A 16,747-nucleotide genomic window follows, 5' to 3' on the forward strand; every position below is an offset into this window, starting at 1 on the left:
CGGGGTTGATGGAGCGGCGCATGCCGCGAATCGCCAACCGGACTCATCCGTGAGTCAAGAACATGTCGGTCAACAGGGAACCCGCGCGTGGCGGGTGCTATCAGGGCGCGACGTACTGCTGGGTCGCGCTGTCGAAGGTGTAGTGCACGGCGTCGCTGGCACCCAGTGCGCGGGTCTTGCCGGGGCCTTCGATGGTGGTGCCCTTGAAGGTCACGGTCAGGCGCGGCAGGCCGTTGCCGTCGGCAGCGAAGGCCAGTTCGCCGTCGCTGCCGGTGCAGGGCATTACGTTGCCTTCGTCGCAGGCGGCACTGTTGTCCTCACCGGTGCGCACCGAGCCGACATAGCGCCAGACCTTGCTGTCCACGTCGTCTTCGCTGCGCTTGGGGTTGAACAGCAGCAGCGCATAGCCGGTGCTGCTGATGCCGCGGTCGAAGCTGCGGGTCGGCACCGCCAGCAGCAGGCGGCCGTCGGCGGTGCGATGCTCAAGCGGCTTGCGCCGGGTATCGACATCGTCGGCCTTGTCGTACGCGCCCAGTGCGCCGATGGTCCATTCCTGGCCACGGAACTTCCATGGCTTCCTGGCGTCGGTGCCGGCCAGCACGAAGGTGGCCTCGGCGAGGTTGGCGCGGTCATCCGGACCGGCCGGCGTCTGCTCGCCCGGCTTGCCGTAGTGCTCGCGGGTATCCCAGGAGAAACCCGTGTAGTACGTGGTGCCATCGAGGGTGAAGGTGTGGCCGAACCAGAAGGTCGCCACGCTGCCGTTCTGGACCTCATAGGAGGTCGCGCCATCGCCATCCACCTGGTAGGTGAAATACATGACGGTCGGCGCGTCGGGCGGGGTGACGGCGGCATCGGGGGTGGGGGTCTGCATCGGGGCAACATCCTGTCGGGGCGCATTGGCAGCCTGCGCAGGAGCGCCGGGCTGGGAGGACGAGGGGGCCGGATCGGCGGCGCTGCAGGCGGCAGCGGAAAGAGAGACGAGCAGGCACGCCGCGAATGCGCGCAGGGGCCGCACCGGCAGGGTCCAACGTAGCTTGGGGGGATGATGCATGCGCCTCTCCATGGTCAGCGTTGCCGGGCCAGAAGGTCGGCAGGAAACCGCACCCCATCCACCAGGGACGGGAGCGAGGACATGAGCCGGTCGATTCCTTCGACCTCGCATTGAGAACTCATGCCGGGCCATCTTGGCACAGATCGGCGGCGGGTCAAAGAGGGCGGTGGCAGATGCCCTTCTTGTGTGATCTGGCTCTCAGATATTGCCGTCGCGCAGGTAATCGAACAGCTCGGCGTCGCCCTTCAGGCCCAATTTGAGCATGGCGTCACCCTTCTGCCGGCTGATGGTGCTGACGCTCTTGTGCAGCTGCAGCGAGATTTCCTTCACGGTCATGCCGGTGCCCAGCAGCCGCAGCACCTCCACTTCGCGTGGCGACAGCGGCTTGCCGTCGCCCTCGCGCATGCGCCAGCTGCCGGCGGCCTCGACCCGCTCGCGCAGGCTTCGGCTGATGTAGGGCTGGCCCCGGTAGACCGACTGGATGGCCTGCGGCAGTTCGTCCATCGACGAACTCTTGTCGACCAGGCCGAGCACGCCGCTGTCGAGCACCATGCGCAGGATCGCCAGGTTGTTGGAGACACTGAGCATCAGTACCGGCAGGTCGGGATGGCGGCGGCGGATCATGCCGATCATGGCGAAACCGTCGGCCTGTGGGCTGCCCGGCATGGAGTAGTCGGTCACCAGCAGGTCGCAGGGCTGGCTGCCGAGCAGGGCCATCAGCGCCTGTGCACTGTCGGCTTCGCCGACCACGCGGCCAACCCCGCTCGATTCGATGACGGCGCGGGTACCGATACGGACCACCGGGTGGTCGTCTGCGATGATGATGCGCAAGCTCATGCTCTAGTATGACCACCGGGCAGGCCGGGCCGCGACCATCGCGGTTCCTGGCAGATTCTAGGAGATCGACGCCGATGCGTAGCTGGGCTGTTCGCGGGCTGGTCCTGCTGCTGGCCGTGCTGGCGTTGCCTGCGGCGCTGGCACAGGCGGTGCCTGGACCGTTGTCGCTCACGCCGCTGCAGCGCGAGTACCTTGCCGCGCATCCGAGCATCGTCGTGGGCCAGTATGACAGTGGCTGGCCGCCGTTCGAGTCCCTCCGTGATGGCCAGCAGGTCGGCCTGGGACCCGATTATCTGTCGCTTCTCGCCCGTCAGCTAGGCATGAAGGTCGAGGCGAGGCGCTATTCCGACTGGACATCCGTGCTGGATGCGGCATGTCGTGGTGAGATCGACGTGGTGATGAATGTCGGTCTCAGTGCCGACCGCACCCGCTGCATGGTCTATACCGCCGCCTATGGCGAGGCGCCGCTGGCCCTGGTGGGACGCCCGGATGACCTGCGTGCCTCCGACATTCCCGACCTGGATGGACTGCGGGTGGTGATCGAGCAGGACTTCCTGACCGGCCCGCAGGTGCGGGCGCGCTTCCCCCGGGCACGACAGCTTGTCGCAAACAGCTCGCTGGCGGCGCTGGAGATGGTCAGAGACGACAAGGCTGACGTTTACATCGGCAATGCCTACGTAGCCACCGAACTGATCGCCCGCGAGGACCTGCAGGGGGTCGTGCTGCTGCGCCCCAGCGATCTGCCGCCCGAACGGCTGCACTTCGGCATTCCCAACAGCAAGCAGCCGCTGGCCGAAGCGTTGGACCTGGCGCTGGCCGCGACCAGCCAGGCCCAGCGCGATGCGCTGGTGCAGCGCTGGCTGCCACCTCCGCGGTGGTCGGCATCGGCACAGCTGGCGCTGAGCCAGGCCGAGAAGCGGGTACTGGAGCAGCCGTTGAAGATCGGCTTCGCGCCGAACGCGGCGCCGCTGTCGTTCGCGGACCAGGATGGCAGACCCAGCGGCCTGGCCAGCGAATACCTGCGGCGTTTGCTGCAGGCCGGCGCCAACCTGCAGGTGGAAAACAGCCATGACTGGTACGAGGTGCGCGAGAAGGCACGCCGCGGCGAGCTGCAGGCGGTAATGGGCATTCCTGCCGATTCGCGCTACCTGGGCCCGGACTGGGTGTTCAGCCAGCCCTTCATCAGCGTGCCGAACGTGATCGTCAGCCAGCGTGACAGCCCGGCGCTGCTGGGCCTGTCCGACCTGCAGGGCAGGCGGGTGCTGCTGTCCGATCCGGAGCGTGTGCGTGGCTATGTGCTGCAGCAGGCACCGCAGGCCCGGATCATCGCGGCGCGCAGCGTGGAACAGGCCCTGCAGCGCCTGATCAATGGCGACGCCGATGCCTATGTAGGCAATCTGGCCGTGGTTGACCATCTGCTGCGCAGCCGCTTCCCGGGGCGCCTGCAGGTGGCCGCACCGGCTGGCTTCAACGATCAGCTGGTGCTGGCTGTCGAGCGCCGCCATGCCGCCCTGGCCACCACTTTCGACCGCCTGCTGCTGCAGATGACCCCACGCCAGCGCGAGGCCCTGCGCGGCGACTGGCTGGCCGTCGAGTATCGCAACGGGCTCGACTGGACCAGCGTGGCGCGCTGGGGCGTGCCGCTGCTGCTGGTGCTGCTCACCGCGCTGCTGGTGCACGCCATCGGGCATTGGCGGCTGCGCCGCGAGGTGGCCGGGCGACGTCATCTCGAACAGCGCCTGGCCGAAGTCACCGACAACCTGCCCGCCGTGGTCTATCAGGCGCGCCGTGCGGCAGACGGAACCCTCAGCTTCCCGTTCATTGCCGGTGACCTGCAGGCGTTGTTCGGAATCAGCCGGCAGCAGGCCGAACAGGATGCAAGGTGCCTGCTGGAGCGCATCGAGGAAGACGACCGCGAGCACATCCTGCATTCGGTCGAGCAGGCGGCGCGCCAGTTCGCACCGCTCATTCTGGAATTCCGGCTGCGACCTGAAGGTGCCGGCGCGCGCTGGGTGCGCAGCCAGGCCCATCCCTATGCGGCCGAAGCAGGTGCGGTGACCTGGAGTGGTTACTGGGTGGATGTCAGCGAGGCGCGTGCGCAGGCCGAGGCCCTGACTGCGGCCAAGGCCGACGCCGAACAGGCCGCGGAAGCCAAGTCGCGTTTCCTGGCAACCATGAGCCATGAGATCCGCACGCCGATGAGTGGCGTGCTGGGCATGCTGGAAGTGCTGGCGCATTCGCCGCTGGATGCCGAGCAGCAGCGCATCCTGGGGGTGATCGAGGATTCGGCGCAGATGCTGCGGCAGATCCTCGACGATATCCTCGATTACTCGCGGCTGGAGGCCGGCGCGCTGCGCCTGGAACCGGTGCCGCAGCCGCTGCGGCCATTGCTGGAAAGCGTGTGCCGGTTGTTGTCGGCGCAGGCCAGTGCGCGCGGGCTGGACCTGCACGTGCAGATCGACCCGCAGCTGGCGGCCGCGCACGAAGTGGATGGTGTGCGCCTGCGTCAGATCGTGTTCAACCTGCTCAGCAACGCGATCAAGTTCACCGTGCGCGGCGAAGTGCGGCTGCGGCTGGAAGTGCTGGGGCCGACCGCCGAGGACGGCAGCCAGCCGCTGTGCCTGAGCGTCACCGACACCGGCATCGGTATCGCACCGGAACAGCTGCAGCACCTGTTTGCGCCGTTCACCCAGGCCGGTGCGTACATCCAGCGCGACCATGGTGGTACCGGCCTGGGCCTGAGCATCTGCCAGCGCCTGGTGCAGATGATGGACGGCGAGCTGGAGCTGCACAGCACGCTGGGTGAGGGCACCCGCGCCGAGGTGCGGCTGTCGCTGGTGGAAGCCGGCAGTGGTGATGTTGAGGCGCTGGTCGCTGAGCAGGAGCAGGCGTCGCTGCTGCCGCCGGCGCTGCGCGAGGCACGCGTGCTGGTGATCGAAGATCATCCGACCAACCAGGCGATGATGGCCTGGCGCCTGCAGCAACTGGGCGTGCCGCATGTGCTGGTCGGCGATGGCCAGCAGGGGCTGGATCGGTTGGCGTCGGAGCCGTTCGATCTGGTCATCACCGATTGCCGGATGCCGGTGCTGGATGGCTTCGCATTCACCCGCCTGCTGCGCGAACGCGAGGGCCGCAACGGCCAGCCGCGGTTGACCGTATTGGCGCTGACCGCCAGTGTGCTGGACGACGATGCGCGTCGTTGCCGCGAGGCCGGCATGGACGAAGTGCTGGCCAAGCCGCTGTCACTGGCCACGCTGCGTACCGCGCTGCTGCGCTGGTTGCCGCAGGCGCAGGGACAGTCGTTCGAGGAGCTGGCCGAGTCCGCTGCCGACGATGGTGGGACGCTGCCCGATCTGGACAGCCTGCAGCGGCGCTTCGGCTCGCGGGCGTTGGCCGAGCAGCTGCGCGACAGCCTGGTGCAGGCCAGCGAAGGTGATCTGGCGGGCGTACAGCGCGCCGTGCAGGCCGGTGACCGCATGTCTGCCGCACTGCACCTGCATCGTCAGGCCGGTGGATTGGGCGCGGTGGGAGCGACGGTGCTGGCCGGGCAGGCCAATGCCCTGGTCGAGCGCCTGCAGGACGCAGCCGAGACCGATCCGGAGCCGTTGTTCGAGGCGGTGGCGGGGTTCGTCGCGCGGCTGCAGCAGCAACTGCAGCGCCTGGCTCACTGAGCCGGCTGCTGCTGCAGGTAGGCGATCACCAGCGCGCGGCGTTCTGCGCTGGGGAAAGCGTTGTACATGCGCGTGCCGGGCACCACGTGGGTGGGCGACTGCAGGAACGCATCCAGGGTCTGCGCGGTCCAGGTGATGTCGGCGCGGCGCATGCCGTCGGAATAGCCGTAGTCGGGCAGGCTGCCGGCGCGACGACCGATCACGCCGTGCAGGTTCGGCCCGAAGCGGTGGATGCCGCCGGGCTGTACGGTGTGGCAGCCGGCACACAGTTCGAACGCACGCTGCATGGCCTGCTGGCGCGCCTGTTCCGGCGTGGCGGGTGCTGCAGGCGGGCGCTGGCAGGCCGTGGCGACCAGCGCCACGGCAACGGCGATGAGCAGGCGGGAAGCACGCATGGGCGGGCAGGATAGCGCTGCGCGGCAACCGACGGGCTGCGACGCGCGGTCGCAGCCCGTGGCGATCACATGCCCGAGTAGTTCGGGCCGCCGCCGCCCTGCGGGGTCACCCAGACGATGTTCTGGGTCGGGTCCTTGATGTCGCAGGTCTTGCAGTGCACGCAGTTCTGCGCGTTGATCTGCAGGCGCGCGCTGTCGGCTTCACCGACGAACTCGTACACGCCGGCCGGGCAGTAGCGTGCTTCGGGACCGGCGTACTCGGCCAGGTTCACCTTCACCGGAATGCTCGGATCCTTCAGCGTCAGGTGGCTGGGCTGGTTCTCGTCGTGGTTGGTGCTGCTCAGGAACACCGAGCTGAGACGATCGAAGGTCAGTACGCCATCCGGCTTGGGGTAGGCGATGCGGGTGTGCTTGGACGCCGGTTCCAGGCAGACGTGGTCCGGCTGGGTGCGGTGCAGCGTCCACGGCGGATTGCGCACGCCCAGCTTGGGCAGCAGCCACTGCTCCACGCCGGTCATCAGCGTGGCCACGGTCTGGCCCTTCTTGAACCACTGCTTGAAGTTCTTGGCCTGCTGCAGTTCGGTGAACAGCCAGCTGGCTTCGAATGCCTTCGGGTAGGCGCTCAGTTCATCGTGCTGGCGGTCGGCGGCCAGCGCGTCGAACGCGGCGTCGGCGCACAGCATGCCGGTCTTGATCGCCGCGTGGCTGCCCTTGATGCGGCTGGCGTTGAGGTAGCCGGCCTCGCAGCCGACCAGTGCGCCACCCGGGAACACCGTCTTCGGCAGCGACAGCAGGCCACCGGCGGTGATCGCACGCGCGCCGTAACCGATGCGGGTGCCACCCTCCAGGTGCTTGCGGATGGACGGATGTGTCTTGAAGCGCTGGAATTCCTCGAACGGGCTCAGCCACGGATTTTTGTAGTCCAGGCCGACCACGTAGCCGATGGCGACCTTGCCGCCGTCGGCGTGGTACAGGAACGCACCGCCGTAGGTATCGCTGTCCAGCGGCCAGCCGGCGGCATGCACCACCAGGCCCGGCTCATGCTTGGCCGGGTCGATCTGCCACAGTTCCTTGATGCCGATGCCGTAGGCCTGCGGGTCCTTGCCTTCATCCAGCCTGTAGCGGGCGATCAGCTGGCGGCCGAGGTGGCCGCGCGCGCCTTCGGCGAAGATCGTGTACTTGGCCTGCAGGGCCATGCCGCGCTCGAACGCCGGGCCGATGCTGCCGTCCTTCTCGATGCCCATGTCGCCGGTCGCCACGCCGATCACTTCGCCGTTGTCGCCGTACAGCACTTCGGCGGCCGCGAAGCCGGGGAAGATCGCAACCTCCAGCGCCTCGGCCTGCTGCGCCAGCCAGCGGGTCACTTCGCCGAGGCTGATGATGTAGTTGCCTTCGTTGTGGAAGCACTCCGGCAGCAGTGCGTTGGGCGTGCTGCGTGCGCCGGTTTCGCTGAGGAACAGGAATTCGTCGCGGGTGACCTTCTGCTTCAGCGGTGCGCCGCGTTCGGCCCAGTCCGGGAACAGTTCGGTCAGTGCGCGCGGGTCCATCACCGCACCGGACAGTACGTGCGCGCCCGGTTCGGAGCCCTTTTCCAGCACGCACACCGACAGCTCGCGGCCGGCTTCGATCGCGCGCTGGCGCAGGCGGATCGCGGTGGCCAGGCCGGCGGGGCCGGCGCCGACGATCACCACGTCGAACTCCATTACTTCACGCGGGGGCAGGGCGTTGGCTTCAGCGCTCATCGATTGCATGACTCGTGGGTAGGGCCGGCATCGGGGCCACCGGCGGTGCCTGGGAATCGCGCGTGCGGCCACGGGCGAAACGGTTGTTTGAATGTGTCAGGGTACCGGGCCGCGCGTGATCGAGCTAGATCGGCGATGTTCACGTCATGATTGCTGCGGTGCAGCGTAGCGGTGCAGCTCTGGTGGGTGCCGACCCTGGTCGGCACGCTCTGCCCGGATGACCGACAATGGCCGGGTCCTGACTGCGTGTGAGTGCCATGGCTTTGCATCCGTACGATCTGTTCGATGTCCGTTCCCTGCTCAACGAGGAAGAGCGCGCCGTACAGGAGAGCGTCGCCCGCTTCACCAACGAACGCGTGCTGCCGATCATCGGCGATGCGTTCGACCAGGCGCGTTTCCCCGACGAACTGGTGCCGGAGATCGCTTCGTTGGGCCTGCTTGGCGCAACCCTGCCGGCGCAGTACGGCGGTGGCGACCTCGGTGCGGTCAGTTACGGCCTGATCTGCCAGGAGCTGGAGCGCGGCGATTCCGGCCTACGCAGCTTCGTCTCGGTGCAGAGCTCGCTGTGCATGTACCCGATCTACGCCTATGGCAGCGAGGAACAGCGCCAGCAGTGGCTGCCGGCGATGGCACGCGGCGAGCTGATCGGCTGTTTCGGCCTGACCGAGGCGCACGGCGGTTCCGACCCGGCCAGCATGAAGACCCGCGCGGTGCGCGATGGCAGTGATTGGCGCATCAGTGGCAGCAAGATGTGGATCACCAGCGGCCCGGTAGCCGATCTGGCCATCGTCTGGGCACAGACCGAGGATGGTATCCAGGGCTTTGTGCTGGAAAAGGGCATGGCCGGCTTCACCACGCAGGAAATCAAGCACAAGATGAGCCTGCGCGCGTCGCTGACCGGCGCGCTGTTCTTTGACGACGTGCGCGTCCCCGACAGCCACCGCCTGCCGAACGTGAAGGGACTGAAGGGGCCGCTGGGTTGCCTGACCCAGGCCCGTTACGGCATCAGCTGGGGCCCGATCGGTGCGGCGATTGCCTGCCTGGATGAAGCACTGGGCTATGCCAAGGAGCGCGTGCTGTTCGGCCGCCCGCTGGCGGCCACGCAGAGTGCGCAGATCAAGCTGGCCGAGATGGCCCGCCGCATCACCACCGCGCAGCTGCTGGCCCTGCAGCTGGGCCGCCTGAAGGAAGCCGGCCAGCTGCAGCCGCAGCAGGTCAGCCTGGCCAAGTGGAACAACTGCCGCATGGCCATCGACATCGCCCGCGAATGCCGCGACCTGTTGGGCGGCGCCGGTATCACCACCGAGCATGTGGCGATCCGGCATGCGCTGAACCTGGAATCGGTGATCACCTATGAAGGCACCGAGACCGTGCACCAGCTGGTGATCGGGCGTGAGCTGACCGGCATCAACGCGTTTTGACGCTATCCGGTTTCCGGACGCGATACGGGGGAGCCGAGCGCGGGCTCGGCTCTACAGGAGCGTACGTGTAGAGCCGAGCCCATGCTCGGCTGGTTTCTTTCACGCGCCGCCGGCGAAGCCGTGCTGGCGCCACGCTTCGTACACCACTACGGCCACGGTGTTGGAAAGATTGAGGCTGCGGTTGTCCGGCCGCATCGGCAGGCGCAGGCGGCGGCCATCGGGCAATGCATCGAGCACGTCCTGCGGCAGGCCGCGGCTTTCGGGGCCGAACAGGAACGCATCACCGTCTTCGAACGCCACGCTGTCATAGCGGACGCTGGCACGCGTACTCAGGGCGAACAACCGCTTTGGTGCGATCCGCGCCAGCGCGGTATCCAGGTCGGGGTGCACCTGCAGGCGCGAGTACTCGTGGTAGTCCAGGCCGGCGCGCTTGAGCTGCTTGTCTTCCAGTGCGAAGCCGAGCGGCTCGACCAGGTGCAGCTGCGCGCCGGTGTTGGCACAGAGCCGGATCACATTGCCCGTGTTGGGCGGGATTTCCGGTTGGAACAGGATCACGTGGAACTGGGGCGCGGCATTCATCGGCGCAGTGTACCTGCGACGGCGGCTGCCTTTACGGCGCACGCCCTGCGCTGGCAGGGCGGCACCGCTTACGGGCGCAGCAGGACCTGGGCGGTTTCGGTGGCCAGGGCCTGCAGGTCGGCGGCGCTCGGACGCACCTGCAGGGCCGGCAGGTTGACGATGACCGAGTTGGCGACGTTGGTGGCGGCGGCAGCCAGGGTCGCGGCGTAGCGCTGGGCTTCCATTTCGGCGGCCAGGGCGACGCGCTGTTCCAGGCTCGGGCGCACTTCCACCGAGGCCAGGGTGGTGATCGGCATCGCGGCCGCAACCGGGGTGGCGACGTAGCCGTTGCGCTCGGCCAGCTGGTCGGCGCTCGGGCGCACTTCCACGGTGGCCAGGGTCGGGATGCCGCTGGCCTGTTCCCAGGCCTGCTGGGCCAGCTGGTCGGCGGCCGGGCGGACCTGCACGGTGGACAGCGTCTTGATGGATTCGGAGGCCTGCACCGACGAAACAACCGCGGTGCCGGCAATCAGGGCGATGGCGATGGCAATGGTCTTGGCGTTCATGACGGGGCCTGTTTAGTGTTGGTGATCAGCGGTGTGGTAGTAAGGTAGTACACCGATTCTGGGCATGCAAGGAAAATTTTCGATTTCCTGCATTTGTTCAGTCTTCAGTCAGCTTTCGTCTGAAGCCCTTCCTGGCGCAGGAAGTACCAAGCAATCCTCGTGCCAACTTTTAGTTGTTGATTTGCAAGGGTTTTGTTCGGATCGGAAAGTGTCCGGTGGGCGGACACCTGTCCATTCGATGCGCCGCGGACACTGTCCGGACGTTCCTGGCGGGCGCATGTGACGGGTCAGGCAGGGCAGATCGGCGCCGCGGATGGGGCACAGGGGCAAACACCCCCAGTGACTGCTGGCCGATTCCTGCCGCTGCGTGCGCAGGCTAGGATCGGGGTTCACCTATGTGACCAAGGATCCGGATATGTCTCTCGCCCTTCGCCCGCGCGCTGCACTGCTGGCCGTCGCCCTCAGCACCGCCCTGGGCACGCTTGTGCCTTCCCATGCGCTGGCGGCCAAGCCGGCCGCACCGGCCAAGGTCGATATCCCGTATGAGCAGTTCACCCTGCCCAACGGCCTGCGCGTGATCGTGCATACCGATCGCAAGGCGCCGATCGTCGCGGTCAATGTCTGGTACCACGTGGGCAGCAAGGACGAGCCGGCTGGCCGTACCGGCTTCGCGCACCTGTTCGAACACCTGATGTTCCAGGGCAGCGAAAACCACGACGGCGAATTCTTCGAACCGTTCAAGCAGGTCGGTGCCACCAACCAGAACGGCACCACCAATACCGACCGCACCAACTACTTCGAGAACGTGCCCACCACCGCGCTGGACATGGCGCTGTGGATGGAATCGGACCGCATGGGCCATCTGGTCGGTGCGATCGACCAGGCGGCGCTGGACGAGCAGCGTGGCGTGGTGCAGAACGAGAAGCGCCAGGGCGAGAACCAGCCCTACGGCCAGGCCTGGGACCAGCTCAACAAGGCGCTGTACCCGGTTGGCCACCCGTACCACCACGGCGTGATCGGTTCGATGAACGATCTGAACGCGGCGTCGCTGGATGACGTGAAGACCTGGTTCCGCACTTGGTACGGCCCGAACAACGCGGTGCTGGTGCTGGCCGGCGACATCGACCTGGCCACCGCCAAGGAAAAGGTCGGCAAGTACTTCGGCGCCATCCCGGCCGGCCCGACCATGGCGCAGCCGGCAGTGAACGTGGCCAAGCGCAGCGCCGACACGCGCGAGACGATGACCGACAAGGTGCCGCAGGCGCGCATCTACCGCGCCTGGAACGTGCCGCAGGTCGGCACCACCGATGTCGATCAGCTGCAGTTGTTCGCGCAGGTGCTGGGCGGTGCCAAGTCCTCGCGCCTGAGCCAGCGCCTGCAGCACCAGGACAAGCTGGTGGACAGCATCGCGTCGGGCCTGTCGACGTCGCAGCTGGGTTCGAACTTCGTGATCATGGCGACGGTCAAGCAGGGCCAGGACCCGGCCAAGGTCGAGAAGATCATCGACGAGGAACTGGACCGCCTGATCAAGCAGGGCCCGACCGCGGCCGAGCTGGAGCGCGCCAAGACCGGTGCCCGCGCCGGTTTCATCCGCGGCATCGAGCGCATTGGTGGCTTCGGCGGCAAGGCCGACGCACTGGCCGAGTGCGCGGTGTTCACCGGCGACCCGGGCTGCTTCCGCACCTCGCTGGCCAACATCGAGAAGGCCAGTGCTGCTGATCTGAGCCGGCTGGGCGCGCAGTGGCTGGACACGGGCAGCCACACCCTGGTGATCGCACCGGGTGAGCGCGTGGCGCTGAAGGAAGAGCCGAGCCAGGCGCCGAAGCCGTTCAACGTGCCGGCGGTGGACCCCAAGTACAGCACCCTGCCCGAGCAGGTCGACCGCAAGGCCGGCGTGCCGCAGACCCGCGAGTTCCCGCAGCTGAAGTTCCCGGCGCTGCAGCGCGCCACGCTGAAGAACGGCACCCAGGTGATCCTGGCCGAGCGCCACGAGATTCCGGTGGTGCAGTTCAGCTACCAGTTCCCGGGCGGCTTCAGCGCCGACCAGGGCCGCAAGCCGGGCACCGCCAACTTCACCATGAGCCTGATGACCGAAGGCGCCGGCAAGCTCGGCTCGCTGGCCTTCGCCGATGCCGCCGACGCGCTGGGTGCCAGCCTGGATGCCTCGGCCGGCCTGGACTCGATGAGCGTGGACCTGTCGGCGCTGAAGGAAAACCTGGCACCGTCGCTGGCGCTGTACCGCGACCTGCTGCGTGAGCCGCGCTTCGAGCAGGGCGAGATCGACCGGGTCAAGGCGAGCTGGATCGCCGGCATCCAGCAGGAGAAGGTCAACCCGGGTGCGGTGGCGATGCGCGTGCTGCCGCCGCTGCTGTACGGGAAGGGCCACCCGTACGCCATTCCGTTCACCGGCAGCGGTGACGAAGCGGCGATCAATGGCCTGACCCGCGAAGACCTGGTCGACTTCCACCACGACTGGCTGCGCCCGCAGAACGGCACCCTGATCGTGGTCGGTGACACCACCCTGGCCGAGATCGTGCCGCTGCTGGACAAGCAGCTGGGCGACTGGAAGGCCAGTGGCGACGCCCCGCAGGTGAAGGCGGCCACCGACGTAGCGCTGCCGAAGGGCCCGCGCGTGTTCCTGATCGACCAGCCGGGCGCGGTGCAGGCCAACCTGTTCGCCGGCCAGGTGGTGGCGCCTTCGAGCGCTGCCAGCTCGACCCGCTTCGACATCGCCAACGGCGTGATCGGCGGTGACTTCACCTCGCGCCTGAACATGAACCTGCGTGAAGACAAGCACTGGTCGTACGGTGCACGCAGCAGCGCGGTCAATTCGGTGGGCCAGCGCCCGTGGATGGCCAGCGCGCCGGTGCAGATCGACAAGACCGGTCCGGCGATGGCGGAAATGCGCAAGGAAATCGCCGCGTTCGCCGATGGCAGCAAGCCGGCCACTGCCGCCGAGGTCAACCGCATCCGCAACATCCAGACCCTGAGCCTGCCCGGTGCCTACGAGACCGCCAGCGCGGTAGCGTCGACCATCGGTTCGATCGTGCAGTTCAAGCGCCCGGACGACTACGTGCTGCGCCGCAAGGCCGAGATCGAGTCGATGACCCCGGCACAGGTGCAGCAGGCCGCCGCCGAGATCAAGCCGCAGGCCCTGACCTGGGTGGTGGTGGGTGACCTCAAGCAGACCGAAGCGGCCGTGCGTGCGCTGAACCTGGGCGAGGTGACGGTGATCGATGCCGAAGGCAACCCGGTCAAGAAGTAAGGCAAGACCCGGCCCGCCATGGGGCGGGCCGGCTCCCCCGGTAGTGCCGGCCGCTGGCCGGCAACTCCTTGACCCGAAGACGGGCCAGAGCGCCCTGCGGGGGATCCGTCCCCCACCGGCTACCCCCGATTCAGGCTGTTCAGGCAGAATCCCCCCCATACCCTTCCAGGATCTGCCCATGCGCGTTCTGCTGCTTTCCTCCCTGCTGCTCACCGTCACCGCCTGTACCTGGGTGCCGATCGAACCGGCCGGCAAGGCGACCCGCGTGCTGCCGGCAGGCCCGGTTCCCGCCGGCTGCATCGCCAAGGGCGAGGTGGTGGTGACCGTGAAGAGCAAGGTCGGTTTCTACAACCGCAACCCGCTGCGGGTGCAGGAAGAGCTGGAAACCCTGGCCCGCAACGAGGCCCCGAGCGCCGGCGCCAATGCCGTGCAGGCCGCTGCGGCCCCGGCCGATGGCAGCCAGCGCTTCGCCGCCTTCCAGTGCCCGCCGCGCTGAACGCTTCACCATACGGGCAAGGCTGAATTCGTAAAGATGCGGTGAAAGCCCGGGGGTTATAGAATAGCGCCCCCTTTTGCCTGAGCCTTGGCGCTAACCTCGATGCTCTTCAAGAATGTCTCGATCGCCGGCCTGGCACACGTCGACGCGCCGCATACGCTGACGACCAAGGAAATCAACGAACGCCTGCAGCCGACGTTGGATCGCCTCGGTATCCGCACCGACGTGCTCGGCGATATCGCCGGCATCCATGCCCGCCGCCTGTGGGACAACGGCGTGCTGGCGTCGGACGCCGCCACCATGGCCGGCCGCAAGGCACTGGAAGACGCGGGCATCACCGCGACCCAGGTCGGCCTGCTGGTCAACACCTCGGTCAGCCGTGACTACCTGGAGCCGTCCACGGCCTCCATCGTGTCCGGCAACCTCGGCGTCAGCGACGAATGCATGACCTTCGACGTCGCCAATGCCTGCCTGGCCTTCATCAACGGCATGGATATCGCGGCGCGCATGATCGAGCGCGGTGATATCGACTACGCGCTGGTGGTGGATGGCGAGACCGCCAACCTGGTGTACGAGAAGACCCTGGAGCGCATGACCGCCCCGGACGTCACCGCTGACGATTTCCGCAACGAGCTGGCGGCGCTGACCACCGGTTCGGGTGCTGCGGCCATGGTGATGGCGCGCTCGGAGCTGGTGCCGGACGCCCCGCGCTACAAGGGCGGCGTGACCCGCTCGGCCACCGAGTGGAACCAGCTGTGCCTGGGCAACCTGGACCGCATGGTCACCGATACCCGCCTGCTGCTGATCGAAGGCATCAAGCTGGCGCAGAAGACCTTCAGCGCCGCCAAGATTGCACTCGGCTGGGCCGTGGAAGAGCTGGACCAGTTCGTGATCCACCAGGTCAGCCAGCCGCACACGGCCGCGTTCATCAAGAACTTCGGCATCGACCCGAAGAAGGTCATGACCATCTTCGGCGAGCACGGCAACATCGGCCCGGCCTCGGTGCCGATCGTGCTGAGCAAGCTCAAGCAGCTGGGCAAGCTGAAGAAGGGCGATCGCATCGCGCTTCTGGGCATCGGCTCGGGCCTGAACTGTTCGATGGCTGAAGTGGTCTGGTAAGCAGCCCGCTGCCCGACCTCCTGTAGAGCCGAGCCATGCTCGGCTCACGCGCGCAGCGCGGCTCTTCCGCAGCGGACCGGAGAGCAGCCGAGCATCGGCTCGGCTCTATACCGCGCCGCGATTCTCCTTAGGTGCTCCGCATGCGCGATCTCCCCGGTTACCCCGCCCACCCGCAGCGCTTCGAAGTGCGCCCTGGCCTGTCGATGAACTATCTCGACGAAGGCCCGCGCGACGGCGAGGTGGTGGTGATGGTGCACGGTAACCCGTCGTGGAGCTATTACTGGCGCACGCTGGTGGCCGGCCTCTCGGACACGTACCGCTGCATCGTGCCGGACCACATCGGCATGGGCCTGTCGGACAAGCCGGACGACAGCCGCTACGAATACACGCTGCAGTCGCGCGTGGACGACCTTGATGCGCTGCTGAAGCACCTGGGCATTACCGGTCCGGTGACCCTGGCCGTGCACGACTGGGGCGGCATGATCGGCTTCGGCTGGGCGCTGTCGCACCACGACCAGGTGAAGCGCCTGGTGGTGCTCAACACCGCCGCCTTCCCGATGCCGGCCGCGAAGAAGATGCCGTGGCAGATCGCGCTGGGCCGCCACTGGAAGATCGGCGAGTGGATCATCCGCAGCTTCAACGCATTCTCGTCCGGCGCCTCGTGGCTGGGCGTGGAGCGGAAGATGCCGGCCGACGTGCGCCGCGCCTACGTGTCGCCGTACAACAGCTACGCCAACCGCATCAGCACCATCCGCTTCATGCAGGACATCCCGCTGTCGCCGGCCGACAGGGCGTGGTCGCTGCTGGAGCGTGCCGGCAAGGCGCTGCCGTCGTTCGCCGACCGCCCCGCCTTCCTCGGCTGGGGCCTGCGCGACTTCGTGTTCGACCACCACTTCCTGAAGGGCTTCCAGGCCGCGCTGCCGCGGGCCCAGGTGCATGCCTTCGAGGATGCCGGGCATTACGTGCTGGAAGACAAGCACGAGGTGCTGGTGCCGGAGATCCGCGCGTTCCTGGACAAGAACCCGATCTGAGAGGTGTGCCGACCAACGGTCGGCACCCACACGTGGAAGGTATGGGTGGGTGCCGACCGTTGGTCGGCACACCGGATTATGCGGCGACCGGCGCCTGCGGCGGCGAAGACGGGCTGTTGCCGTTGTCGTCCGGATGATCGTCATCATTGTCGGCGTCATCGCGCCAACGCCAGTCGGCCAGCGTCAGTGGATCCAGGCCATAGGCGATGCGCGCCTTGTCGCACTGCGGGCTGGCCTTGCCGTACTCCCACGATGCATCCACCTCACGGCACACGCTGGGCCGGTTGGGGTGGATGGTGCAGCGCGAATACACGCCGATCTGCGCATCCAGCGCCACGCAGCGCACCGGCTTGGAATGGGTGCCGCGCATGCACAGGCGATGCGGGTCCAGCACCTCGGTGAGCTGGTGTGGCACGCCACCGGGGGTGACCTCGTCTGATTCCATCCAGTGGAAGGCCACGCGGTATTGGGTGCAGCAGGCGCCGCAGGTCATGCAGGGATGTTGCATGGGCAAGCCGCCTCGGGCGGCAGTCGGAATCAGGAACGAGGGTGCGGATTTTCCACGAAGTGGGCCGCCGCGCAAGAAATTCCGTTA

Annotated in this window: 13 protein-coding genes; 6 read left to right on the forward strand and 7 right to left on the reverse strand. The window is 67.4% G+C overall.

Annotated elements, in window-relative coordinates:
- Positions 1-100 precede the first annotated feature (100 nt).
- Complete coding sequence (locus ACW5IY_RS00755) at positions 101-871, reverse strand: hypothetical protein (RefSeq protein WP_049435441.1); 771 nt, start codon at positions 869-871, stop codon at positions 101-103.
- A 378-nt stretch (positions 872-1,249) separates the two neighbouring features.
- Complete coding sequence (locus ACW5IY_RS00760) at positions 1,250-1,888, reverse strand: response regulator (protein ID WP_010487129.1); 639 nt, start codon at positions 1,886-1,888, stop codon at positions 1,250-1,252.
- Positions 1,889-1,962: 74 nt separating this feature from the next.
- On the opposite strand from ACW5IY_RS00760, the gene ACW5IY_RS00765 reads away from it, so the two are divergent.
- A complete protein-coding gene (locus tag ACW5IY_RS00765; protein ID WP_457326870.1) occupies positions 1,963-5,559 on the forward strand; it encodes an ATP-binding protein in 3,597 nt (1,198 codons plus the stop codon).
- On the opposite strand, the gene ACW5IY_RS00770 is transcribed toward ACW5IY_RS00765, so the two are convergent.
- Positions 5,553-5,954, reverse strand: coding sequence for a c-type cytochrome (locus ACW5IY_RS00770; RefSeq protein ID WP_049435443.1), 402 nt, complete (start codon positions 5,952-5,954; stop codon positions 5,553-5,555). The genes ACW5IY_RS00765 and ACW5IY_RS00770 overlap by 7 nt on opposite strands.
- Positions 5,955-6,019: 65 nt before the next feature.
- Complete coding sequence (locus ACW5IY_RS00775) at positions 6,020-7,696, reverse strand: electron transfer flavoprotein-ubiquinone oxidoreductase (RefSeq protein WP_049435444.1); 1,677 nt, start codon at positions 7,694-7,696, stop codon at positions 6,020-6,022.
- A 257-nt stretch (positions 7,697-7,953) separates the two neighbouring features.
- Here ACW5IY_RS00775 and ACW5IY_RS00780 point away from each other — a divergent pair, with 257 nt between their 5' ends.
- Positions 7,954-9,117 carry an acyl-CoA dehydrogenase family protein gene (locus tag ACW5IY_RS00780; RefSeq protein WP_049435445.1) on the forward strand — a complete coding sequence of 388 codons (1,164 nt, stop codon included), beginning with the start codon at positions 7,954-7,956 and terminating at the stop codon, positions 9,115-9,117.
- A 99-nt stretch (positions 9,118-9,216) separates the two neighbouring features.
- On the opposite strand, the gene ACW5IY_RS00785 is transcribed toward ACW5IY_RS00780, so the two are convergent.
- A complete protein-coding gene (locus ACW5IY_RS00785; protein WP_049435447.1) occupies positions 9,217-9,696 on the reverse strand; it encodes a tRNA (cytidine(34)-2'-O)-methyltransferase in 480 nt (159 codons plus the stop codon).
- Between the two features lie 68 nt (positions 9,697-9,764).
- On the reverse strand, positions 9,765-10,241 hold the full coding sequence (locus ACW5IY_RS00790; protein ID WP_049435448.1) for an XAC0231 family protein: 477 nt from the start codon (positions 10,239-10,241) through the stop codon (positions 9,765-9,767).
- A 415-nt stretch (positions 10,242-10,656) separates the two neighbouring features.
- On the opposite strand from ACW5IY_RS00790, the gene ACW5IY_RS00795 reads away from it, so the two are divergent.
- From ACW5IY_RS00795 to ACW5IY_RS00810, 4 genes are all read left to right on the forward strand, one after another.
- Positions 10,657-13,506 carry a M16 family metallopeptidase gene (locus ACW5IY_RS00795; RefSeq protein ID WP_049435449.1) on the forward strand — a complete coding sequence of 950 codons (2,850 nt, stop codon included), beginning with the start codon at positions 10,657-10,659 and terminating at the stop codon, positions 13,504-13,506.
- A gap of 178 nt (positions 13,507-13,684) precedes the next feature.
- Positions 13,685-14,002, forward strand: a complete 318-nt coding sequence (locus ACW5IY_RS00800) for a DUF4156 domain-containing protein (RefSeq protein WP_005407628.1) — start codon at positions 13,685-13,687, stop codon at positions 14,000-14,002.
- Positions 14,003-14,104: 102 nt separating this feature from the next.
- Positions 14,105-15,121, forward strand: a complete 1,017-nt coding sequence (locus ACW5IY_RS00805; RefSeq protein ID WP_010487115.1) for a 3-oxoacyl-ACP synthase III — start codon at positions 14,105-14,107, stop codon at positions 15,119-15,121.
- Between the two features lie 140 nt (positions 15,122-15,261).
- Positions 15,262-16,152, forward strand: coding sequence for an alpha/beta fold hydrolase (locus ACW5IY_RS00810; protein ID WP_049435450.1), 891 nt, complete (start codon positions 15,262-15,264; stop codon positions 16,150-16,152).
- Positions 16,153-16,228: 76 nt separating this feature from the next.
- Here the strand turns inward: ACW5IY_RS00810 and ACW5IY_RS00815 are convergent, their stop codons facing one another.
- Positions 16,229-16,660 carry a YkgJ family cysteine cluster protein gene (locus ACW5IY_RS00815; RefSeq protein ID WP_029380125.1) on the reverse strand — a complete coding sequence of 144 codons (432 nt, stop codon included), beginning with the start codon at positions 16,658-16,660 and terminating at the stop codon, positions 16,229-16,231.
- Between the last annotated feature and the right edge of the window lie 87 nt (positions 16,661-16,747).

It is taken from the genome of Stenotrophomonas sp. C-A (assembly GCF_054030835.1).